Here is a 23033-nt window from a genome sequence, read left to right on the forward strand (position 1 = left end):
CTCAGCTCCTCATAACGGGCAATATGGCCCGTCAGTCGAGTTTTTCGAGATAGGGCAGGTCGTCCGGCTGCATTTCACGGGTCACCCTGCCGATCCGGTCGATGGCGCGCTCACGCGAGACCTGCAGATGACGCTTCAACGATTGGGCAGCTTCCGTCACTCGCCCCGCCTCCAGCCGCTCCACGACCTCCATGTGCTCCGGCAGGAAAGGCTCGGCGCCGAACAGCCTCGGCATCCAGCGGTAAAGAAAGCTGTGCGCCACCAGAAGCGCCTGCGGCAGGCTGACCGCCTGCATCAGCGTGCGATTGCCGCAATAGCCGAGAAGCGTGACGTGCAACTCCTGTTCCAGCCGGTCGAGATGGGGACCGGCCAGTTCGCCGGCGTTTGCGATCGCCTCTTCCAGGTGGCCACGCATGCCGGCGAGAAAGCCATCCGGCAGATGGGGCGCGGCCTTTTCAAGTGCGACCGGCTCCAAAAGCCAGCGCAGCTCGTAGAGCTCGCCTACATGATCCGGCGTCATGGCCGGCGCGATCCAGCGGGCCCGGTCGTCCTTGCGCACGACGCCACGCTGCTGCAGCCGGCCAACAACATCGCGCGCCACGGTACGGCTGACGTCATAGAAACGGGCGAGTTCGGTCTCGTTGACCCGCCATCCGGCAAAGGAGCAGCGGGCAGCGATCTCGCTCTCCACCTCGCCATAGATGCGCTCCCAACTCGAAAGCTGCGTCAGGCGCAGATCGTCACCTGCCTCACCGAGAGATGCGGCTTCGGTTGAGAAGGGCGACGCCGCAGTACGATGAACCGAATAGCCGCGACCGGAAGACTTTTCGAGGAAGCCTTGCCGCTTGAGCTCCGCCAGCGCCTGGCGCGCCGGGGCGCGGCTGACGCCGAACTGTTCGGCAACAGAGGATTCGCTGAGGCGAGCGCCTGGCCCAAGAGTCCCCTGGGCAATCTGTCCCGCCAGAATATCGAAAACCTGCTGGTAGAGGCGCGGAACCGTGCCGCCCGGCACTTTCGGTCCCTGCAGCTCCGCGCCGGRCATTCGGCCTGCGGCCATGCTTCCTCCATTCATTCCGCCGTGCCTCCAAGGACGCGGCCGCTCGCTTTCGCCATGCCGCATATCGGCCTGCCCGCCAAACTAGCAGTTCCGCAAAAAGCGTTCAATTCGGCGAGGTTCATCGCTACCGGTGGACCGTTCAGAGTGYTTCTGCAGCCGATCGCCCTTCAGAAAAGGCTTGCCAAACGCCAGCTTATGCATAGTGTACACATAAGACATTTTAACCGCAATCCGACAGTGCCGAAAACGCATTCGTGACGGAGCAAGTTCTCGTCGCCGATGGAGGACAGACCCTATGAAGCTTGCCGCCCACCCTGCCGAAGATGGAGYGATCCATGCCCCGCTTGAGGCGGTCGACCGCTTCTGCCGGCAGGTCTTCGAGGCGATCGGTGCGGATGCGGCAACGGCAGATGCTGCGACGCGGGCGATGATGCACGGCTCGCGCCTCGGCGTCGACAGTCACGGCGTACGCCTTCTCAACCATTACGTGGCGGTGATGGAGGGCGGCCGAGTCAACAAACGCCCGAATGTCCGGATCGTACAATCCTTCGGCGCCGTCGCCTCCCTCGACGCGGACCACGGCCATGGCGCACTTGCCGCCTATCGCGCCATGGAACATGCCGTCGAGCTTGCGGGCAAATTCGGCATCGGCGCGGTCTCGATCCGCAACAGCTCGCATTTCGGCCCGGCCGGCGCGTTTGCGATGGACGCGGCCTTGAAGGGCCATGCCGGTCTCGCCTTCTGCAATTCCGACAGTTTCGTGCGCCTGCATGACGGTGCAATGCGCTTCCACGGCACCAATCCGATTGCCTTCGCAGTGCCGGTCGCGGGCGACAATCCCTGGCTTCTGGATATGGCGACCAGCGCGATCCCCTACAATCGGGTGCAGCTTTACCGGAGCCTTGGACGCGAACTGCCGCAAGGCGTCGCCTCCGATGTGGACGGAAGCGACATCCGTGATCCAGCCCTCGTGGAAATGCTGGCGCCGGTGGGCGGCGAATTCGGCTTCAAGGGCGCCGGGCTGGGTGGTCTTGCGGAGATATTGAGCGCGGTCTTTTCAGGGATGCGGCTAAGTTTCGACATCCTGCCGATGAACGGTCCGGACATTTCGACCCCGCGCGAACTCGGTGCCTTCGTGATGGCACTGAAACCCGGCGCTTTCATCGGCGAGGACGTCTTCCAGGCCGGCATGACACGCTATCTGGATGTGCTGCGCACTTCGCCGGCTAGGGACGGACTGAAGGTGATGGCGCCGGGAGACCGTGAATGGGCCGTGGCCGGCCAACGCGAGAGGACGGGCGTTCCGCTCGATCCCGCCACGCGCGAAGCGTTCAGGACATTCGCAAGCCGTTTCGACGTCGTGCCGCCCTTTGCGGCCTGATGTCCGCCGTGGCCGGTCAAGGGGGAATGCCGGCCACGGCGTCGCGAACCATARAGGAGGAGAAAAGCATGCGCATGTTTGCCAGGAAATTTCTGCCGCTTCTGACGGCCGCAAGCCTCGCCGCGCTTGGAGCGGCATCCGCCGCGGCACAGGAATTCACGCTGCGCTTCAACCATGTTCTCGCACCGAGCGAACCCTTCCACGAAGGTTTCATGAATTGGGCGAAGCGCGTCGAGGAACGCACCAATGGCGGATTGAAGATGGAGGTCTTCCACAGTGCCCAGCTTGGCGTGGAGGAGGACATCATCGAGCAGATCCGCCAGGGTGCCAATGTCGGCCAGAACACCGATTCCGCCCGTCTCGGCAATTACGTGCCGAGCATTGCGGTGATGAACGGGCCCTACTTCGTCGACAGCCTGGAGGACGTCTGGAAGCTTTCCGAATCCCCCACGCTTGCCAAATGGCAGGAAGAGCTCGCCACCCAGCATGGTCTGAAAGTGGTCTGCTTCGACTGGGTACAGGACTTTCGGCACTTCTTCACCAACAAGCCGGTTCGCAAGCCCGAGGATCTCTCCGGCCTGCGCATCCGCACGCCACCCGCACCGATCTGGCAAGAATCGATCCGAGCGCTCGGCGCCGCACCGACCGCCATGGCCTTCGGCGACATGTATCCGGCGCTGCAACAGCAGGCGATCGACGGCGTTGAGCTGGTTTATGCCAACATCCCCGGCGGCCGTTTCTACGAAGTGCTGAAATACGCCAACGAGACCAAGCACATCATGCTGATCAACTTCCAGGTCGTCAGCGCGCAATGGTTCAACGCGCTGCCTGCCGAATTCCAGACAGCGCTGGTCGAGGAATGCAGGACAGCGGGCCGCGAAACCTCTCAGAAGATCGCCGAGATGGCCGATGCCATCAAGGCGGACCTGCAGGATAAGGGCATGGAAGTGGTCTCCGACATCGATCTCGATGCTTTCAGACAAGCCGGTGAAAAGGCCTATGAGGCGCTCGGCATCACCGAGGCCAAGAATGCCGTGCAGGCCGAACTCGGCAGGTAACCCATCGTCCCCGCCACAGGAGCAAGCTCATGCGACGGATCCATGAAGCGATCGGAAAATTCGAAGCAGCGATAGCCGGGACGCTGCTGATCCTGATGGTTCTGCTGATCTTCCTGGGTGGGCTGGCGAGGCTTCTGGCCCACCCGCTTAACTGGACCATCGATTTCGCGACCTGCTTCTTCGCCTGGGCCTGCTTCATCTGCGCCGACATCGCCTGGYGGCGCGACAGCCTGATGTCGATCGAGCTCGTCACCGAGCGCCTGCCCGCGAATGTCCAGCGCATGCTGACCTATGTGAACTACACGATCCTGATCGCCTTTCTGCTGTTCATCGTCATTTATGGAACACAGCTTGCGTGGACGAGCCGGGCGCGCAGCTTCATGGGCATTTCCAGCATCAGCTATTCCTGGATCAGCGCCAGCCTGCCCTTTGGCGGACTGCTTCTCTTGATAACCACGATCCTCAAGCTGACCGATCTGCATCGAAGCGATGCGTCCRCCCATTCCTCCGTTTCGGGGCCGTGACGCCATGCTCCTCGTCACCATCGCCTTTATCCTCCTGATGCTTATGGGGATGCCCGTCGCATTCGCGATCGGCATTTCCGGTGTCGTCTTCTTCCTCCAGCATCCGGAACTGCCGATCACCATTCCTTTGCAGCAGACGATCTCGACCACGCAGAACTTCGCGCTGCTCGCCATTCCGCTCTTCATCATGGCCGGCAACCTGATGAACGCGTCCGGCATAACGGAAAAACTTCTCGATCTCGCCTCGGTGATCGCAGGGAGGCTGAAGGGCGGGCTCGCACAGATGTCGCTTGCGCTCTCGGCACTGATGGGCGGTGTCTCCGGCTCGGCCATCGCGGATGCGGCGATGCAGAGCCGCATGCTCGGCAATGAGATGATCAGCCGCGGCATGTCGAAGGGGTTCACCGCCGGCGTCCTCTCCTTCGGCGCGATCCTGACGCCGATCATCCCGCCGGGCTTGGGCTTTATCATCTACGGCACCATCGGGCAGGTCTCGATCGGGCGGCTGTTCGCCGCCGGCTTCGCACCGGCCTTCCTGCTCTGGATCGGGCTTGCGGCCACCGTCTCCATCACCGCCAACCGCCGCGGCTATCCGGCAGCGCGAACGCAGCACGCCTCTCCCGCGGAAATATTTTCTGCGCTGAGCGGCGGCATATGGGCGCTCCTCTTCCCGGTCATTCTTCTGCTCGGGCTGCGCTTCGGTATTTTCACACCCTCGGAGATCGGCGCCTTCGCGGTCATCTACGCGGTCCTGATCGGGATCGCCGCCTATCGAAAGCTGAAGATTGCTTCGTTCCGCGAGGCGCTCGAAGGAAGCCTCTCCGACGTCGGCGCTGTCATGTTCCTCATCGCCCTTTCGGCGATCTTCAGCTACGGCATCGTGCTCGAGCGCATTCCGGAACTCATCTCCGGAGCGATCCTCAACGTGACGGACAGCCTCTACGGGGTGATGATGCTGATCGTGCTCTTCATCCTCGCCTGCGGCTTCTTCATCGACGCCACCGTGCTGATCATCATGCTGACGCCGATCTTCCTGCCGCTGATCAAGCAGCTCGGCGGAGATCCCGTCCACTTCGGGGTGGTCTTCGTGGTCGCCGCGACGATCGGCAATTTCACCCCGCCCGTCGGGGCTGCGATGTATGCCGTCTGCTCGATTCTGAAGGTCAGAATCGGCGATTACACGCGGGAATCCCTGCCGCTGATGTTTGCGGTCAGCCTGGTGACCCTGATCCTGATCTTCATTCCGCAGACGGTGCTCTTCCTGCCGAACCTGCTGTTCAACCGGTAAGGAGGCCTTGGCTCACTCCACCAGGCGGATCTGCAGCTTCACATCCGAAGGATTGYCGGCCGCCGCCCGCTCGAAAGCCTCGATCGATTGCTTGAAATCGAATGTCCCGGTGATCAGCGGCTTCAGGTCCACCTTGCCGGAAGCAATCAGCTCCAGCGCGCGATCGAAGATGTTCGCGTAACGAAAGACGGTCTCGATACGCACTTCCTTGGAGATCGCGCCCGCGACGTCGAACTCCACCTTGCGGACCGGCAGGCCGACGAGCACCAGGGCGCCGCCCGGTCTCACGAGATCAAAAATGCCGTCGAAAGCTCTGGGGCTTCCGCTCGCCTCGAAGACCACATCCGCACCCCAGTTGCCGGTTTCTTCCGCGATCACCTCGGCAAAGGACTTCTTGGTGATATCGACCGGGACAAGGCCCGGATATTGCCCGGCGATCTTGAGCTTCTCGGCGCTGAGATCGGAAATGAAGACACGGGCGCAGCCGCCGGCAAGAGCCGCAAGCGCCACCATGATGCCGATCGGGCCGGCGCCAACCACTGCGGCCACATCGCCCGGCTGGATGCGCGCCCTTGTCGCCGCCTGCATGCCGATCGCAAACGGCTCCACCATGGCCCCTTCCGCGAAGGAGACACTGTCCGGAAGCCTGTAGGTGAAGGCTGCAGGATGCACGACCTCGGGGGTCAGCACGCCATGGATCGGCGGTGTCGCCCAGAAACGCACATCCGGATCGACATTGTAGAGACCAAGCTTGGAGGCGCGCGAGGAGAGATTGGGCACGCCGGGCTCCATGCAGACCCTATCGCCGACCTTGAGGTGTTTCACCTCGCTGCCCACCTCCAGCACCGTGCCGGCCGCCTCGTGACCCAGCACCATCGGCTCGCGCAGCACGTAGGGGCCGATCGCCCCGTGGGTATAATAGTGCACGTCGCTGCCACAAACGCCGACCGTATGGATGGCAATCCTCACGTCGCCCGGCCCGACAGTTAACGGCAGATCGATCTCCCTTAGCGATAGAACGCCTTTTTCTTCAAGGACGAGGGCTTGCATGGGCATTTCCTTTGCTCTGTTGTCTCCGGCTCCGGGCCGATGCCAGGATAGCGGATGCGGTTTCGTCCTGAACAGACACATTCTCAGGCGCAGGTGATTTGCACTACCAGGACCGCCCGTTGCCGGCACAATTTTTCTGCGAGGGCGGCAAAGCGCCGAAGCCATGCCTATATTGGCCGCGCGACACCCGCAAGAATGCAAAGCCTTTCCCAAAAGAGGATAATCTTCATGACCGAGAAATCCCCCGCCGACAACTTTCCCACCGGTTACGAGCCTCCAAAGGTATGGACCTGGGAAAAGGGCAATGGCGGCGCGTTCGCGAACATCAACCGCCCGATTGCCGGCCCGACACACGAAAAGATCCTGCCGATCGGCAATCACCCGCTGCAGCTCTATTCGCTCGGCACGCCGAACGGCATCAAGGTCACCATCATGCTGGAGGAACTGCTTGCCGCCGGTCATAAAGATGCCGAATACGATGCCTGGCTCATCAGGATCGGAGAAGGCGACCAGTTCGGCTCCGGCTTCGTGGAGGTCAATCCGAACTCAAAAATTCCGGCGCTGATGGACCACGCGCCCAAGGGGGGCGGCGAGCCGGTAAGGATATTCGAATCGGCTTCCATTCYCGTCTATCTCGCGGAAAAGTTCGGCGCCTTCCTGCCGGCGGATCTCAGGGCCCGCACCGAAACATTCAACTGGCTGTTCTGGCAGATGGGCTCCGCGCCGTTCCTCGGCGGCGGCTTCGGCCATTTCTATGCCTATGCGCCGATGAAGATCAAATATGCGATCGATCGTTACGCGATGGAAGTGAAGCGTCAGCTCGACGTGCTCGACCGGCACCTCGCCGACAAACAGTATCTGGCGGGCAGCGAGTACACGATCGCMGATATGGCCGTCTGGCCATGGTACGGCAGCCTGGCGCTTGGTCAGGCCTATGGTGACGCCGGACGCTTCCTCGACGTCGAGACCTACAAGAACGTCCAGCGCTGGACGGCCGAGATCGCGGCTCGTCCGGCGGTCAAGCGCGGCCGGATGGTCAACCGCACTTCAGGCGACCCATCCGAACAGCTGCACGAGCGCCACGATGCCTCCGACTTCGAGACCAAGACGCAGGACAAGATAGGCAAGGCGTAACCGCGCTGACCTGGCTAAAGGGGATGTTTCACCCCCTTTAGCTCACCAGTCTACGGGACGGGATCGCGGCCTGCGCCAATTCACAGACATGATCCGCCAAGGCCAGCGAAGAGGTGAGGCCGGGCGATTCGATTCCGAACAGGTTGACGAGCCCGGCGACACGATGGGTTTCCGGCCCTTGCACAACGAAATCCTGCGCGGCCACCGCCGGTGGCACGATCTTCGGCCGGATGCCCGAATAGGCGGGGATGAGCGCGCCGTCCTTGAGCTCCGGAAAATAGCGCCGGATGCCGGCATAAAAGCTCTCCACCCGAGCCGGATCGACCGCATAATCAATGGTATCGATCCATTCCACATCCGGGCCAAAGCGGGCCTGGCCGGAAAGATCGAGTGTGAGATGGATGCCCAGCCCACCCTTGACCGGAACGGGATAGATGAGCCGGCTGAAAGGAGTTTTCTGCCCGGAAAGCGCGAAATAGCTGCCCTTGGCGTAATAGGCTTTGGGAATATGCTCCTTCGGCATGCCCTCGATAGCTTGAGCCAGTGCCGGCGCGCCATGGCCGGCCGAATTCACGAGGAGCCGGCAACGGATCGTTATGGGATCGTCGCCGCCGACATCGAGTTCGATGCCGCCACCCACTACCCTGCCGCCGAGCACCGGGCTTTTCAGCACCAGCATCGCGCCCGCGTTCTCCGCATCACCCAGGAGGGAATGCATGTAGCTGTGGCTATCGATGATGCCGGTCGATGGAGAGAGAAGCGCCCCGGTCGCGGAAAGTGCCGGTTCGAGATCGCGGGCTTCATCGATGGAAATCTGGCGAAGATCGGTAACGCCGTTCGCAGCCGCCCGCGCGGCGATCGCCGGTAATATTTCCAACTCGGTCTCGGATGTGGCTACGATCAGCTTGCCGCATTTTCGGTGCGCTACGCCGCGCTCGGTGCAGTAGTGGTAGAGCGCTTCCCTCCCAGCCACGCAGAAACGCGCCATCATGCTTCCGGCAGGATAGTAGATGCCGGCATGGATCACCTCGCTGTTGCGTGAAGAAGTCTCCGTGCCGATCGCATCAGCCGCTTCGAGGATCAGCACCTCGCGGCCGGAAAGAGCGAGCGCCCGGGCCACAGCCAGGCCCACCACACCGGCCCCGACCACCACGCAATCCAATTCCTCCAACGCTATCCTCCCCGTTCAGCAATCGAAAAGATTGCCCAGGCGACCATCAAAATCAACATTCCACGACTGTCCTACGACCGACCATTGTGGCGACAGCGTCACAACCGGCACGCGATCTCAATCGGAATGGAGGTATTTCACCTTGCCTTTCCGGTTCCGTTTCCCGTAGAGCTTCTTGCATCGAAGATGAAGAACGGCGCGAGGACCATGAACGGTCGGCAGGGCGGCATCAGGTCGACGGGGCGGCGATGGGCAGGGTTGCTTTTGGCCTGCGTCCTGCTTTCGGCCTGCGCGGGGCGGCCCGAAGGCGTACTCATTCCTTCGAATCTATCCGCTCCGGGCGCAAGCACGGTCGATGTCATGGTAGCGACCACGCGCGCTCCCTCTCCGAACCCCGGCGTGCTCTTTTCCGGTGAGCGCGGCGACCGCCCCAAATTGACCGAGATCTCCGTCTCGATTCCACCCGACAGCAGGCGGCAGGTRGGGCACGTGCAGTGGCCGAAGCGGCTTCCGCCGAACCCGGAGCGCGAGTTCGCGACCGTCAGCGTGACCCCGATGGACGGCGATAGCGAGGCCCGCCGCTGGCTTGCCGAGCACCTGCCGAAAAGCCGCCGCGTCATGGTCTTCGTCCATGGCTTCAACAACCGATACGAAGACGCCGTCTATCGTTTTGCCCAAATCGTCCATGATTCCGAGGCGGATGCGGCACCGATCCTGTTCACCTGGCCCTCACGCGCCTCGATCTTCGACTATGCCTACGATAAGGAAAGCACCAACTACTCCCGCGACGCGCTGGAAGACCTGCTTCGCTCGATAGCAAGAGAGCGTAATGTCGGTGAAATCACCGTCATGGCCCATTCCATGGGGTCGTGGTTGACGGTCGAAGCCCTTCGGCAGATGGCGATACGCGACGGCCACGTGGCGCCGAAAATCACCAATGTCATCCTCGCCTCCCCCGATCTCGACGTCGATGTTTTCGGAAAGCAATGGAGCGAGATGGGTGAACATCGGCCACGTTTCACGCTCTTCGTCTCCCGCGACGACCGCGCCCTCAGCCTGTCGAGGCGCATTTCCGGCAATGTGGATCGCCTCGGCCAGATCGATCCGACGGCGGAACCTTACCGCACGGAGTTCGAGAAGGCCGGCATTACCGTGATCGACCTCACCGCGCTCAAGGGTGGCGACCGGTTGAATCACGGAAAGTTCGCGGAAAGCCCTGAAGTGGTGCGGCTGATCGGTACTCGGCTCGTCCAAGGCCAGACCATCACGGATTCGCAGGTGGGGCTCGGCGACCGGATCGGCGCGATAGCACTTGGGACGGCGCAGACGGTGGGCGGAGTCGCAAGCGCTGCGGTCAGCGCTCCGATCGCTGTTTTCGATCCGGCCACCCGAAAGAATTACGACGAGCGCCTCAATCGCGTCGGCAGGGCGCTGGAAAACACCGTCACCACCGCGACCGGGCAATAGGCGACCTCAGGCTTCAGAACGACGACGTCCTTCGAGGTCAAGCAGAAGCGCGCTCGCCCATCTCCTCACGGTAAGCCGCCATTTTCTTGCGTATGTCGAGAGCCGGATCGCGACTCAGTTTCTGCAGGAGCTTGGCGAGCCAATCCACGAAAACACGCACCTTGTTGCTGAGATGTCGGGTCTGGGGGTAGACCACGTAGAGCGGCAACGGCTCGCGGTGCCAATCGGAAAGGACAGGCACCAGCTCCCCCTTCTCCAATGCCTCGCGAACCATGAAATACGGGGATTGAACGACACCCATTCCGGATACTGCGGCGTTCACATAGCTGCGGCTGTCGTTGACCGAGACTACATAGCGGGCGGTGACATCAATCGCCTCGTTTCCCCGCCGGAACTCCAAAGGAAGAACCCGCCCGGATTGAGCATGCAGATAGCCTACCGAGAAATGCTCCGTCTCCAGCTCGCTCGGGTGCTGCGRCTCGCCGAAATTGCCGATATAAATCGGAGACACATAGGTCCGCATGTCCAGTTCGCCGACCTTGCGGGCGATCAGCGACTGGTCAGTGGGCGTGCCGGCGCGTAGCGCGCAATCGACGTTTTCCGCGATGTAATCCACCAGACGGTCACCGACCCCGATATCCAGCTGTATCTGCGGATACCGCTGAGCAAAATCGCACAGTGCCGGTATCACCACATGATCGGCGAAGGCGCCAGCCATTTCCACGCGCAATCGGCCGGAAGGCTGGGCCTGGGAATTGGACAGGCTGCCGTCGAGCTCTTCGAGTTCGGTGAGTATCTGGAGYGCCCGTTCGTAATAGAGCGCGCCATCGGTAGTCACGGCAACGCGCCGCGTGGTGCGATTGAGCAATTTGGTGCGCAGGTGCGCCTCCAGCGCCTGGACGAGATTGGTGACCGTCGTCTTCGGCAAATTGAGCGTCACCGCGGCACGGGTGAAATTCCCGGTCTCGACGACTCGTACGAAAACACGCATTGCGGAAAGTTGATCCATGACCGCTCACCTTTTGCATCGCAACATTATCCCAAATTCCGGAACAGTGTTGTCGAACCAGCCGCGCTTGTCGCACGTGCCGGCAATAATAATATTTTGTGTAGATTGTAGGCAAGCGCCCTCCTTCACTAGGGGTGCCGGCAGAGGTTTTTCAATGGCCGCGCAGTGGGAAAATATATCGCTCGACCGGTCCGAGAGGCCGCCGTTGGGCGTGCGCCTCTACGAAGGCCCATGCCGCGGCAAGGCTCCGCCGCTGGTGCTTTATCTGCGCGGCGGCTCCTTCCTCGACGTTGAGCGCGAGGAGCGCGAGCGGCCGATCGCCAGGGCACTGGCCGAAGCAGGCGCCGTCGTACTCGAGGCCGACTACAGCAGTCAGTCGCAGAATGCCTTTCCCAAGGTGCTCGACTATRCTTTTGGCGCGCTCAACTGCCTCAGCAGCCGGCGAAAACAGCTCGGCGGGGCGAAATCGCTTCTTCTCGTGGCAGGCGAGGAGGCAGGCGGCAATGTCGCGGCGGGCGTAGCACTGAAGGCGCGCGATCTGCTGCCGGGCGAGCTCGACGGGCAAATCCTGCTTTCGCCGATGATCGACCCGATGATGGCGACGACTTCCTTCCGGCAGGCCGATGCGATCGGCATGCGCGAGCGCTGGTCCGATGGCTGGGCCCACTACCTGGCTTCGGCAAGGAATTTCTTCCATCCCTATGCCGCGCCCTGCCAGTGCACGCGGCTTTCGGGTGTCGCTCCGGCGCTAATCGTGACAGCGGAAGACGATCCGTTGCGCGATGAGACAGTGGGTTATGCCGCGCGGCTGCGGGCGGCGGGCGTGCCGGTGCGGCAGCATATCTTTTCAGCCGATTTCGGCTGGACGGGCATTTACAACGAGGAAAGTGGCGAATGGCTCGACGTTCTCTGTCGTCAGTTCGCCGGTTTCGTCCAAGACTTGAGACACTGAAAAACAATTAATCCCAAGACGAATACAGGTTCGCTCTAAGGAGCCAAGGAGAATACCGATGACTTCGAAAAAGGCACGCTGGGCCCTGTGGGGCGCCGGCCTAGGGTTTGCTGTCGCCGCAACCGGGGCAGCCTTTTATCTGGAACTTCCGAGCGGGGCGAATGCCGCGCCGGCGGAGACCGCGGCCGCTCAAACGCCCGCAATTCCGGTGACGGTGGCCACCGTGGAACCGCGCAGCGTCACGACTTGGCAGGAATTTTCCGGCCGTCTGGAAGCCGTGGATCGCGTGCAGGTCCGTTCCCAGGTCGCAGGGACGATCCAATCCGTGCATTTCCGCGAAGGCGGGCTGGTGAAGGCCGGCGATCTGCTCTTGACGATCGATCCGGAGCCCTATGCCGCCGCCGTTGCTCAAGCCGAAGGCACGGTCGCCTCAGCCAAAGCCCGGGTGGAACTCACCCGCACCGAACTCGAGCGCGGCAAGGTCCTTTCCGCCAAGAACACGATCTCGCAAAGCGATCTCGCGCAGCGGCAAGGCGCCTATAGCGAGGCGCTCGCGGCGCTGCAGTCGGCCAACGCGGCACTGAAGACCGCACAGATCAATCTCGGATACACGCAGATCCGCGCTCCGATCTCGGGCAGGACCGGCAAGCTCGAGATCACGGCGGGCAATCTCGTCGCCGCCGGCTCCACCTCGCCGGCGCTCACCACGCTTGTCTCGGTCGATCCGATCTATGCGAGCTTCAATGCCACCGAAGAGCTGGTGAGCCGCACGCTTGCCCAGCTTCCGGYCGAAAACGGTCTTCCGGCCATCGACCAGGTGCCGGTCGAAATCGGCACCCTCGGCGACGAGGGAACACCGATCCGCGGCAAGCTGCAGCTCGTGGACAACGAAGTGAACGCTTCGAGCGGCACGATCCGGGTGCGCGCGGTCTTTGACAATCCCGGCGGCCGGCTGATTCCCGGACAGTTCGTGCGGGTTCGCATGGGCCAGCCTCGCGCCGAAGAGCACCTGATGGTGAGCGAACGGGCGATCGRCACCGACCAGGACAAGAAGTTCGTTTTCGTGGTCGATGGCGCCAACACCGTGGCTTACCGACAGATCGAGCTCGGCGCAGGCGTGGGTGGCGACAGGATCGTCACCAATGGCCTGACCGCCGGCGAGCGGATCGTCGTCAACGGCCTGCAGCGCATCCGCCCCGGCGCGGTCGTCGATCCGCAGGCCGAGGCCAAGGTCGCCCAGCAATAATTACCGCTGCCGGGGCTTCCCGGCAGCCTCAGTCACAACCGGTTTTCTGTCGCTTGCGATCCTCACGGTTCGCAGGCCGGGGCCGTTTCGCCTCTGTTCAACCCCGGAGAGGGCTTTGACATGAACATCTCCAGATTCTTCGTCGACCGGCCGGTCTTTGCGGCCGTGCTGTCGATCCTCATCGTGGTGGCGGGCCTGATCGGCATGCGCGCGCTGCCGATCTCCGAATATCCCGAAGTGGTGCCGCCTTCGGTCGTGGTGCGCGCCACTTATCCGGGCGCCAACCCGACCGTCATCGCGCAGACTGTCGCCACGCCGCTCGAAGAGCAGATCAACGGCGTCGAGGACATGCTCTACATGTCCAGCCAGGCGACCTCGGACGGCGTGCTGACGCTGACCGTCACCTTCAAGCTCGGCACCGATCCGGACAAGGCCCAGCAGCTCGTGCAGAACCGCGTCAGCCAGGCCGAACCCCGCCTGCCGGCCGAAGTCCGCGCGCTCGGCATCACCACGGTCAAGAGCTCACCCGACTTCATCATGGTGGTGAACCTCGTCTCGACCACCGATGCCTACGACATCACCTACCTGCGCAACTACGCGACCTTGAACATCAAGGATCGGCTCGCGCGGATCGAAGGCGTCGGCCAGGTGCAGGTCTTCGGTGCCGGCGACTATTCCATGCGCATATGGATCGACCCGCAGAAGGCGGCCGAACATTCGCTGGCCGCCAGCGATATCACCAACGCCATCCGCGAGCAGAACGTTCAGGCTGCGGCCGGTATCATCGGCGCATCCCCGAGCGTTCCAGGCGTCGACCTGCAGCTCAACGTGAATGCCCAGGGCCGCCTCCAGTCGCCCGAGGAATTCGGCAGCATCATCGTCAAGACCGATGAGAACGGYGCCGTCACCCGCCTTCGGGATGTCGCACGCATCGAGCTCGGCGCCGCCGACTATACGCTGCGTTCGCTGCTCGACGGCGAGCCGGCCGTGGCCGTCGCGGTCCTGCAGGCTCCCGGTTCGAATGCGCTGCAGATTGCCGACAGCGTGCGCGCAACCATGGATGAGCTACAGCTCGCCATGCCTCAAGGGGTCAAATACGAGATCGTCTACGACACGACGAAGTTCGTGCGCTCCTCCATCGAAAAGGTGCTCCACACCCTGCTCGAAGCGATCGGCCTCGTCGTGCTCGTCGTCATCCTCTTCCTGCAGACTTGGCGCGCCTCGATCATTCCGCTGATCGCGGTTCCCGTCTCGATCATCGGCACCTTCGCGGTGATGTACGCCTTCGGGTTCTCGATCAACGCATTGACCCTCTTTGGGCTGGTGCTGGCGATCGGCATCGTCGTGGACGACGCAATCGTCGTGGTGGAAAACGTCGAGCGCAATATCGAGAACGGCCTTACCCCACRCAATGCCACCTATCGGGCTATGCAGGAGGTATCGAGCCCGATCATCGCGATYGCGCTGGTGCTGGTTGCAGTCTYCGTGCCGCTTGCCTTCATTACCGGCCTTTCCGGCCAGTTCTACCGCCAGTTCGCGCTGACGATCGCGATTTCGACCGTCATCTCGGCCATCAATTCGCTGACGCTATCGCCCGCGCTTGCTGCCCTTCTTCTGAAGGATCACCACGCTCCGAAGGATTGGCTGACGCGAGTCATGGACAAGCTGTTCGGCTGGTTCTTCCGCGGCTTCAACCGCGCCTTCGGCGCCGCTTCGAACGGCTACGGCCGCAGCGTCGGCGGGCTACTCGGCCGCAAGACCATCATCATGGCGATCTATTTGGCGCTGGTGGGCGCGACCTACAGCGTCTTCACCACCGTCCCCGGAGGCTTCGTGCCGGCCCAGGACAAACAGTACCTGATCGGCTTCGCCCAGCTTCCGGACGGAGCGACGCTCGACCGCACCGAAAAGGTCATCAAGCAGATGAGCGACATCGCGCTCGAACAGCCGGGCGTCGCGAATGCCGTGGCCTTCCCGGGCCTGTCGATCAACGGCTTCACCATCGGCTCGAATGCCGGCATCGTCTTCGCAATCCTCGACGATTTCGACAAGCGCAAGACACCGGAGCTTTCGGGCGGCGCGATCGCCATGGCGCTGAACCAGAAATACGCCGGCATCCAGGATGCGTTCATCGCCATGTTCCCGCCGCCGCCGGTCAACGGCCTCGGCCAGACGGGCGGTTTCAAGATGCAGATCGAGGACCGTGCCGGCTTCGGCAACCAGGCGCTTGACGAGGCCACCAAGGCGTTCCTCGCCAAGGCCTATCAGGCGCCGGAACTGGCAGGGCTGTTCTCCAGCTTCCAGATCAACGTGCCGCAGCTCTATGCCGACGTGGACCGCGTCAAGGCCGAACAGCTCGGCGTCTCAGTGACGGATGTCTTCGAAACGCTGCAGATCTATCTGGGTTCGCTCTACGTGAACGACTTCAACGCCTTCGGCCGCACCTACAGCGTGCGGGTGCAAGCGGACGCGCAGTTCCGCGCGCGGGCCGAGGATATCGGTCAGCTCAAGGTGCGCTCGAAGTCGGGCGAAATGATCCCGCTTTCGGCTCTACTCAAGGTGGAGGCCCAGACCGGACCGGAGCGCACGACCCGCTACAACGGCTTCCTCGCCGCCGACATCAACGGCGGGCCGGCACCGGGCTTCTCCTCCGGGCAGGCGGAAGCCGCGATCGAGCGGATCGCCGACGAAACGCTGCCGCCCGGCATCGATTTCGAGTGGACGGACCTGACCTACCAGCAGATCCTCGCCGGCAATTCGAGCATCATCGTCTTCCCGCTGGCGCTGCTGCTCGTCTATCTCGTGCTCGCGGCCCAATACGAGAGCCTGACACTGCCGATTGCCATCATCATGATCGTGCCGATGGGCGTGCTGGCAGCATTGACCGGGGTCTGGCTGACCGGTGGAGACAACAATATCTTCACCCAAATCGGACTTGTGGTGCTCGTGGGGCTCTCGGCGAAGAACGCGATCCTGATCGTGGAATTCGCCCGCGAGCTGGAATTCGAAGGCCGCAAGCCGGTGCAGGCGGCCATAGAGGCCAGYCGGTTGAGGCTGCGTCCGATCCTCATGACCTCCATGGCCTTCATCATGGGCGTCGTGCCGCTGGTCGTCTCGACCGGTGCGGGTGCGGRGATGCGCGCCGCCATGGGTGTCGCGGTGTTCTCCGGCATGATCGGGGTGACCTTCTTCGGCATCTTCATGACGCCGGTCTTCTATGTGCTGGTGCGCAAGCTCACCGGCAACCGGCCGCTGATAAACCACGGACGCGTACCCGAAGCCGCCCATGCGAACACGGATGAGGTGCGGCAGATCGCGGCGGAATAAGATCACAGAAGGTCTCGAACATAGAAGGCGGGCTCAAGGCCCGCCTTCTTTTTTTGCCCGCTCCAGTTTGAGCCCAGCGAATAGCTTTACTCTCCCGCGCACGGCGCACACAATAAAATGCCTCGCCGCCCACCGCTTCCGGCATTTTCATCGCTTTGGAAAATCGGATTCCGGATGGAATATGGGGCGCCGAATCCATGTGGAGAAAAAGATGAACCACTTCGCCGTCTCGCGCCGCCTGCTAATGAAGGGGACGGGCCTGCTGCTTGCCTCCACCGCGCTTCCTCGCCTTGCGATGGCTCAGGATGCCCCGAGCGGCGGCCGGCTGATCGTGGCAGCGGATTCGGAACCGAAGAACCTCAATCCGGCGATCGTCGCCTCCAACGGCGTCTTCTTCGTGGCGAGCAAGGTGATCGAGCCCTTGGCGGAAGCCTCCTTTGAGGGGGAAGACGGGCTTCAACCGCGCCTGGCCACGTCCTGGGAAGGTTCCGAGGACGGCCGCTTGGTCACCTTCAAGCTGAGGGAAGGCGTGACCTGGCATGACGGAAAGCCCTTCACCTCCGCCGACGTGGCCTTCTCCGCCCTCAATATCTGGAAGCCTTTGCAAAATCTCGGCCGCATCGTCTTTGCCAACCTCGAAGCGGTCGATACGCCCGACGAAACGACAGCGGTCTTCCGCTTCTCCAGGCCCACACCGCTGCAGCTCATCCGCAATGCTCTGCCGGCGGTGAGCAGCGTCGTACCGAAACATCTCTATGAAGGCACGGACATCGCCACCAATCCGGCCAATGTGAATCTTGTTGGAACCGGGCCGTTCAAGTTCGCCGAATACAAACCCGGCGAATATTACCGGCTGGAGCGAAACGCCGATTATTGGGGCGAAGGCGAGCCGAAGCTCAATGAAGTGATCTTCCGCGTGCTGCCGGATCGCGCCGCCGCGGGTTCCGCGTTGGAAGCGGAGGAAATCCACCTCGCCGCCTTTTCGGCCGTGCCCCTCACAGATCTCGACCGGATTTCGAAAGTGCCGGGCATCAAGGTCGTTTCCAAGGGATACGAGGCGCTGACCTACCAGCTCGTCGTGGAAATCAATCACCGGCGCAAGGAGCTTGCCGATCTCAAGGTGCGTCAGGCGATTGCGCACGCGATCGACAAGCAGTTCGTCGTCGACACGATCTTTCTCGGCTATGCGGCGGCATCCACGGGACCGGTGCCGAAGAACGCACCGCAGTTCTACGATACCGACGTGCCGGTTTACGATTTCGATGTGGCAAAGGCCAATGCGCTGCTGGACGAAGCCGGCTATCCGAAAGCGGCCGACGGAACGCGCTTCTCGCTGAAGCTGAGGCCTGCGCCCTATTTCAACGAGACCCGCCAGTTCGGCGATTATCTGCGCCAGGCGCTCACGGCGATCGGCATCGACGCCCAGCTCGTCAATGCGGATTCCGCCGCACACCAGAAGGCGGTCTATACGGATCACGATTTCGATCTCGCCGTCGCTCCGCCCGTCTTCCGTGGCGACCCGGCGATCTCCACCACCATTCTCGTGCAATCTGGCATTCCGGCGGGCGTGCCCTTCTCGAACCAAGGCGGCTATGCCAATGCCGAGCTCGACGCGATCATCGCCAAGGCGGCCCAAACCGTGGATACGACGGCGCGGACCGAGCTTTATAACGAATTTCAGAAACTTGTGACCACCGACCTGCCGATCATCAACGTGGCCGAATGGGGTTTCATCACCGTTGCCCGCGACACGGTACTGAATGTTTCGAACAATCCGCGCTGGGCGGTGTCGAACTGGGCGGATACGGCCCTGSAATCGTGATAGGATCGGCTCCCGGCATCGATTTTCCGAGGCATTTTAGGGCGTGAAGCGTGCACTCCGACTGATCAGGCGCCGCACATTGAGCAGCATTCCCGTGCTGCTGATCGTGGTCGCGATGACCTTTCTGCTCCTGGAGCAGGCGTCCGGTGATGCGGTCGACGCCTATCTGCTGTCGATCGGCGGCGGTGACGCCACGCTCACGCAATCGCTGCGGCAGGCCTACGGTCTCGATCAGTCGATGTGGGCGCGGCTCTGGCTCTATCTCTCCTCGCTGGCAAAGTTCGATCTCGGCTGGTCGGTCGCTTTCGATCGTCCGGTTCTCGACCTCATCCTCGAACGCCTGCCCAATACGCTTCTCCTGATGGGAAGCGCCACGGCGCTCTCCTTCGGGCTGGGTTCGATGCTCGGCATTCTCGCGGGGGCGAGGCCGGAAAGCCTCCGCGACCGGCTGCTCTCCAYGGGATCGCTGATGCTCTACGCCATTCCGAGCTTCTGGCTTGGCCTCGTGCTCAGCATAATCTTTGCCGTACAGCTCCGCTGGCTGCCAACCTCGGGCATCGAAACCATCGCGTCGGGCAAGGCCGGCCTTGCAAGGGCGGCCGACATCGCGGTCCATCTCGTGCTGCCGGTCGGCGCGCTTTCCCTCATCTATCTCGCGCTCTTCCTGCGGGTCATGCGGGCGGGAATGGCGGAGGTCTGGCCTCTGGACTTCGTGCTTTCCGCCCGCGCCAAGGGGCTTTCGCGATGGCGGATCGTGATGCGGCATGTGGCGCGCAACGCATTCCTGCCGCTGGTCACCATGCTTGGCCTGCAATCGGCGGCCATGCTCGGCGGCAGCGTGGTGATCGAAAGCATCTTCGCGATCCCCGGCTTCGGGCGGCTGGCACAGGAGGCGGTGAGCGGGCGCGATGCGCCCCTCCTCATGGGAATCATTCTCGTCAGCGCCGTGCTGGTCATCTGCGTCAATCTCGTCATCGACATTCTCTATGCCGCGCTCGATCCGCGCGTCGGCTCCTCGGAGGCCGGCACATGACGGTCACGGGAAGATTTCTGCGCGCACCGGAAGGTCTCGGCGGCCTTCTGATCCTGGTGATACTCGCGCTTGCGGCCATTCTCGCGCCGCTGCTTTCGCCCGGCGATCCCTTGAGCATTGCCGGGCGCCCGCTGCTGGCCCCCTTCACCGATCCAGCCTTCCCTCTCGGGACCGACAGGCTGGGCCGTGATGTGTTCGYCGGTATCATCCATGGCGCACGGACGTCGCTTGCAGTCGGCATCGCCGCGGCGCTCGCTGCGCTGGCACTCGGGCTGTGCATCGGGCTTGCGGCCGGCTTTGCCGGCGGCTTGGCGGACGAAGCGCTGATGCGGGTGGTCGATGCCTTCCAGATCGTGCCGAGCTTCCTTTTGGCGCTCGCTTTCGTCAGCGTCATCGGCCCATCCGTGCCAGTCGTCGTGCTGGCCATCGCGCTCGGCGCCTGGGCCGATCCGGCAAGGCTGACGCGGGCACAGGTCCTGGCGATCCGCGAACAGAATTACGTCGCCTCGGCACGCGTTATCGGCATGCATCCGGTCGAAATCGCATTCAAGGAAGTCCTTCCGAATGCCCTGCCGCCGGTTCTGGCGCTTGCAGCCATCATCGTCGCGTCAGCTATCCTCACGGAGGCAGCACTTTCCTTCCTCGGTCTCGGCGATCCGAATATCGTGACCTGGGGTTCGATGATCGCGGAAGGCCGCAATGTTCTTCGCTCCTCCCCCTGGCTCTCGATCTTTCCCGGCATCGCGCTGGTGATCACGGTCGTCGGCGTCTACCTGTTCAGCGAGGGCTTGAGTAAAGCAATATCCGGCCATGGGATACCGATCTCATGAGCCCCCAACTTTGCCAAATACGCGGGCTTTCGGTGCTCTATCACGGGCAACAGGCGCTCGCCCTGAAGAATATCGACCTCGACATCATGCCCGGCGAAAGACTCGCCGTCATCGGCGAAAGCGGTTCGGGAAAAAGCACGCTTGCGCGCGCACTCGCCGGCCTGCTGCCCGCCGGTGCGCGCATGGCCGGCGAGATCGCCTGGCCAAAGCGGGGGCAACGGCCGGTACCCGGCCGCGATCTCGGCTTCGTCTTCCAAGACCCCTCGGCGAGCCTCAACCCGGTGCTGACGATCGGCGAGCAGGTGGCCGAAGGCGCTGCCCGGCACCTCGGCCTTACCTGGCGGGACGCTCACGCCCGTGCATTGGAGATGCTGGAGCGCGTGCGCATCCCGCAGCCGGAAAAGGCGCTGAAAGCCTTCCCGCATCAGCTTTCCGGCGGGCAGCGCCAGCGCGTGGCGATTGCCGCGGCCGTCATCTGCAAGCCGGCCTTCCTGATCGCCGATGAGGCAACCAGCGCGCTCGACATGGTGGTGCAGGCCGAGATCGTGAAACTGCTCGACGAGCTGGTGCTCGAAGCCGGCACGACGCTGCTCTTCATCACCCATGATATCGCGCTCGCCTCCGGCTTTGCGGACCGGCTTGCGATCTTCAGGAACGGCGGCCTCGTGGAAGAGGGGCCGGCGCCGGCCGTGTTGGCCGAGCCACGCGAGGCCTATACGCGCATGCTGATTGAAAGCCATCTCGATTTGCGGAGCCTGCCGCTAATTCGCAAAAGGCGCTCCGCATGACCGAGCTGCTGGCGACCAAAAACCTATCGAGGCGCTTCGTTTCCCGCGACCGAGAGGTGATCGCGCTGGATGATGCTTCCCTGACGCTGAGCGCCGGCGAGACGCTCGGCCTTGCCGGGGCTTCCGGCAGTGGAAAATCGACGCTAGCCCGCGTCCTCCTTCGCCTCATCCAAGCGGATGGCGGGACAATCCGTTTCGAGGGGGAGGATTGGCTTGCACATTCCGGCCGCGAGTTGCGCTGGCGGCGGGCGCGCATGCAGATGGTATTCCAGGATGTGCTCAGCGCCTTCAACCCGCGGGCGACGGTGGCCTCGGTAATCGACGATCCGCTGCGCATCCACAATGTGGTAGCAAAAAGCGAACGGCCTCATGAGATCGCCGCTCTTCTGGATCGGGTCGGCCTGCCGGGGTCCTATTCCGCCCGCTCGATCCGCGAGCTCTCCGGCGGCCAGCGGCAGAGGGTGGCTATCGCGCGCGCCATCGCCACGCGTCCTTCGCTGATCGTGCTGGACGAGGCGGTTTCCGCCCTCGATGTGTCGGTACGCGGCAAGATCCTCGAGCTTCTGGTGACGCTGCAGGAGGAGCGCGGTATCGCCTATCTCTTCATATCGCATGATCTTTCGGTGCTGCGCGCGGTTTCACATCGGATCACGGTGATGGACGCCGGCAAGCTCGTCGAAACGGCCTCAGCGCGGAAGATCATCGATGCGCCGAGCTCGCCGGCGGCCAAGGCTCTTGTTGCGGCCGTGCCGCGCCTCATCATCCCACGCCAGGAAGGACAGGCGGAACATGGCTTCTGACTTATGGAACCTCCTGAACGATCTTCCGACCTTTCCGGCAGATCGCTATGCGTCGATCGCCGACCGGATCGCCCGGCTGCTCGGTACGAGGAACGATGTAGTTCTCATCCAGGCGGAAGCCGTCGTGGCGCTGGAAGCCGTCGCGGCCAACGTTGCGAGGCCAGGGCTTCAAACCGCCAACATCGTCACCAGCCCCTATGGCGGATGGTTCGGCGGATGGCTGCGGCACGGCGGAGCCTCCGTCACCGATATCGTGGCCGAGCCGGCAAGGCCGATCGAAACTTCGGCGGTTGCGGCGGCCTTGGAAGCCAATCCGGATATCCGGGTGCTTTCCCTGGTGCATGCGGAATCGGCAAGTGGCATCCTCAATCCGCTGGAGGATATCCTCTCGCTTACCCGGCAAAGAGGCATCCTCACCGTGGTGGATGCCGTAGCTTCCATCGGGGGCCATCCGCTGGATGTCGATGCGTTCGGCATCGATATTGCCGTGATCGGCCCGCAGAAATCCCTCGCGGGCCCGGCTGGAGTTTCAGCCATTGCCGTAAGCCGTAGGGCCTGGGAATTTGTTGCAAGAGACGGAGCGCGGCGAAATTCAATCCTCTCGCTCCTCGACCAAAGGGGCTGGATCGAAGGTGGCCGCGGAGCTCTGCCGGGCACGCCATCGGCAATGGAATTCTTCGCACTGGAAACAGCCCTCGACCGTGTTGAAGCCGAGGGGTTGGAAAACGTCATCGCAAGACATGCCAAGGCAGCAGCGGCAAGCCGCGCCGGTCTGCTGGCGCTTGGCTCCGAACCGGGGGTCCAGGCAAAAAGCGGCTCGCATCTCGTCACGACCGTGAAGCTGCCGGAGGGGGCGGATATGGATGTTTTGCTGCGAGCTGCAGACGGCTTCGGAGCGGCGCTGACGGCGGGTGTCGGGCCGGGCGCGGAGCGGCTCGTGCGGCTCAATCACACCGGCCGGCGGGCGCGTTTCGATGTCGTGCTCGCCAATGTCATAGCCTACGGCATGGCACTGCGGGCCCAAGGGCTGCCTGCGGATATCGCCGCTGCCTCGGAGACTATCGCCGGCTTCTACGGCGGTTAGCCCCGCAGAAAT

At 62.8% G+C, this 23033-nt stretch carries 19 protein-coding genes; 15 read left to right on the plus strand and 4 right to left on the minus strand.

What is annotated here, in order from left to right:
* Positions 1-31 precede the first annotated feature (31 nt).
* Positions 32-1057: a GntR family transcriptional regulator gene (locus tag LCM4573_RS18895; protein WP_198539761.1), complete on the minus strand. Its 1026-nt coding sequence runs from the start codon at positions 1055-1057 to the stop codon at positions 32-34.
* Between the two features lie 295 nt (positions 1058-1352).
* On the opposite strand from LCM4573_RS18895, the gene LCM4573_RS18900 reads away from it, so the two are divergent.
* From LCM4573_RS18900 to LCM4573_RS18915, 4 genes are all read left to right on the plus strand, one after another.
* A complete protein-coding gene (locus tag LCM4573_RS18900; protein WP_071007926.1) occupies positions 1353-2438 on the plus strand; it encodes an Ldh family oxidoreductase in 1086 nt (361 codons plus the stop codon).
* Positions 2439-2506: 68 nt separating this feature from the next.
* Positions 2507-3496 carry a C4-dicarboxylate TRAP transporter substrate-binding protein gene (locus tag LCM4573_RS18905; RefSeq protein ID WP_071007927.1) on the plus strand — a complete coding sequence of 330 codons (990 nt, stop codon included), beginning with the start codon at positions 2507-2509 and terminating at the stop codon, positions 3494-3496.
* A 29-nt stretch (positions 3497-3525) separates the two neighbouring features.
* The gene (locus tag LCM4573_RS18910; RefSeq protein WP_071007928.1) at positions 3526-4020 is read left to right on the plus strand and encodes a TRAP transporter small permease; all 495 of its coding nucleotides are present in this window, start codon (positions 3526-3528) and stop codon (positions 4018-4020) included.
* Between the two features lie 4 nt (positions 4021-4024).
* Entirely contained in the window at positions 4025-5308 is a 1284-nt protein-coding gene (locus tag LCM4573_RS18915; RefSeq protein ID WP_071007978.1) for a TRAP transporter large permease, read from the plus strand.
* A 12-nt stretch (positions 5309-5320) separates the two neighbouring features.
* Here LCM4573_RS18915 and LCM4573_RS18920 read toward each other — a convergent pair whose 3' ends face one another.
* Positions 5321-6358 (minus strand): NAD(P)-dependent alcohol dehydrogenase, encoded by a 1038-nt coding sequence (locus tag LCM4573_RS18920; protein WP_083347532.1) that lies wholly within the window; start codon positions 6356-6358, stop codon positions 5321-5323.
* A 228-nt stretch (positions 6359-6586) separates the two neighbouring features.
* Between LCM4573_RS18920 and yghU the strand changes: the two genes are divergently transcribed.
* Positions 6587-7492 carry a glutathione-dependent disulfide-bond oxidoreductase gene (gene yghU / locus LCM4573_RS18925; protein WP_071007930.1) on the plus strand — a complete coding sequence of 302 codons (906 nt, stop codon included), beginning with the start codon at positions 6587-6589 and terminating at the stop codon, positions 7490-7492.
* Between the two features lie 37 nt (positions 7493-7529).
* Here yghU and LCM4573_RS18930 read toward each other — a convergent pair whose 3' ends face one another.
* Positions 7530-8663 carry an NAD(P)/FAD-dependent oxidoreductase gene (locus LCM4573_RS18930; protein WP_116285601.1) on the minus strand — a complete coding sequence of 378 codons (1134 nt, stop codon included), beginning with the start codon at positions 8661-8663 and terminating at the stop codon, positions 7530-7532.
* A 207-nt stretch (positions 8664-8870) separates the two neighbouring features.
* Between LCM4573_RS18930 and LCM4573_RS18935 the strand changes: the two genes are divergently transcribed.
* Positions 8871-10130 carry an alpha/beta hydrolase gene (locus LCM4573_RS18935; RefSeq protein WP_071007979.1) on the plus strand — a complete coding sequence of 420 codons (1260 nt, stop codon included), beginning with the start codon at positions 8871-8873 and terminating at the stop codon, positions 10128-10130.
* A gap of 37 nt (positions 10131-10167) precedes the next feature.
* On the opposite strand, the gene LCM4573_RS18940 is transcribed toward LCM4573_RS18935, so the two are convergent.
* Positions 10168-11139 (minus strand): LysR family transcriptional regulator, encoded by a 972-nt coding sequence (locus tag LCM4573_RS18940; RefSeq protein ID WP_071007932.1) that lies wholly within the window; start codon positions 11137-11139, stop codon positions 10168-10170.
* A 154-nt stretch (positions 11140-11293) separates the two neighbouring features.
* On the opposite strand from LCM4573_RS18940, the gene LCM4573_RS18945 reads away from it, so the two are divergent.
* The 9 genes from LCM4573_RS18945 (at position 11294) to LCM4573_RS18985 (ending at position 23021) form a co-directional block, all read left to right on the plus strand.
* Positions 11294-12091 (plus strand): alpha/beta hydrolase fold domain-containing protein, encoded by a 798-nt coding sequence (locus LCM4573_RS18945; protein WP_071007933.1) that lies wholly within the window; start codon positions 11294-11296, stop codon positions 12089-12091.
* Positions 12092-12149: 58 nt separating this feature from the next.
* Positions 12150-13337, plus strand: a complete 1188-nt coding sequence (locus LCM4573_RS18950; RefSeq protein ID WP_071007934.1) for an efflux RND transporter periplasmic adaptor subunit — start codon at positions 12150-12152, stop codon at positions 13335-13337.
* Between the two features lie 120 nt (positions 13338-13457).
* Positions 13458-16664 (plus strand): efflux RND transporter permease subunit, encoded by a 3207-nt coding sequence (locus LCM4573_RS18955; protein ID WP_071007935.1) that lies wholly within the window; start codon positions 13458-13460, stop codon positions 16662-16664.
* Between the two features lie 211 nt (positions 16665-16875).
* The gene (locus LCM4573_RS18960) at positions 16876-18486 is read left to right on the plus strand and encodes an ABC transporter substrate-binding protein (RefSeq protein WP_071007980.1); all 1611 of its coding nucleotides are present in this window, start codon (positions 16876-16878) and stop codon (positions 18484-18486) included.
* Between the two features lie 43 nt (positions 18487-18529).
* Complete coding sequence (locus tag LCM4573_RS18965) at positions 18530-19519, plus strand: ABC transporter permease (RefSeq protein WP_071007936.1); 990 nt, start codon at positions 18530-18532, stop codon at positions 19517-19519.
* Entirely contained in the window at positions 19516-20349 is an 834-nt protein-coding gene (locus tag LCM4573_RS18970) for an ABC transporter permease (RefSeq protein WP_071007937.1), read from the plus strand. The genes LCM4573_RS18965 and LCM4573_RS18970 overlap by 4 nt, the downstream gene beginning before the upstream one ends.
* Positions 20346-21137: an ABC transporter ATP-binding protein gene (locus LCM4573_RS18975; RefSeq protein WP_071007938.1), complete on the plus strand. Its 792-nt coding sequence runs from the start codon at positions 20346-20348 to the stop codon at positions 21135-21137. Before LCM4573_RS18970 ends, LCM4573_RS18975 begins: the two co-directional genes overlap by 4 nt.
* Complete coding sequence (locus LCM4573_RS18980; protein ID WP_071007939.1) at positions 21134-21937, plus strand: ABC transporter ATP-binding protein; 804 nt, start codon at positions 21134-21136, stop codon at positions 21935-21937. The genes LCM4573_RS18975 and LCM4573_RS18980 overlap by 4 nt, the downstream gene beginning before the upstream one ends.
* Positions 21927-23021 carry an aminotransferase class V-fold PLP-dependent enzyme gene (locus LCM4573_RS18985; RefSeq protein ID WP_071007940.1) on the plus strand — a complete coding sequence of 365 codons (1095 nt, stop codon included), beginning with the start codon at positions 21927-21929 and terminating at the stop codon, positions 23019-23021. Before LCM4573_RS18980 ends, LCM4573_RS18985 begins: the two co-directional genes overlap by 11 nt.
* Positions 23022-23033: the final 12 nt, after the last annotated feature.

It is taken from the genome of Rhizobium sp. LCM 4573 (assembly GCF_001854865.1).
Lineage (GTDB): Bacteria > Pseudomonadota > Alphaproteobacteria > Rhizobiales > Rhizobiaceae > Neorhizobium.

Coding starts and splice junctions, on each gene's coding strand:
- LCM4573_RS18985 (WP_071007940.1), top strand. CDS start 21,927: ATGGCTTCTGACTTATGGAACCTCCTGAACGATCTTCCGACCTTTCCG.
- LCM4573_RS18980 (WP_071007939.1), top strand. CDS start 21,134: ATGACCGAGCTGCTGGCGACCAAAAACCTATCGAGGCGCTTCGTTTCC.
- LCM4573_RS18905 (WP_071007927.1), top strand. CDS start 2,507: ATGCGCATGTTTGCCAGGAAATTTCTGCCGCTTCTGACGGCCGCAAGC.
- LCM4573_RS18915 (WP_071007978.1), top strand. CDS start 4,025: ATGCTCCTCGTCACCATCGCCTTTATCCTCCTGATGCTTATGGGGATG.
- LCM4573_RS18975 (WP_071007938.1), top strand. CDS start 20,346: ATGAGCCCCCAACTTTGCCAAATACGCGGGCTTTCGGTGCTCTATCAC.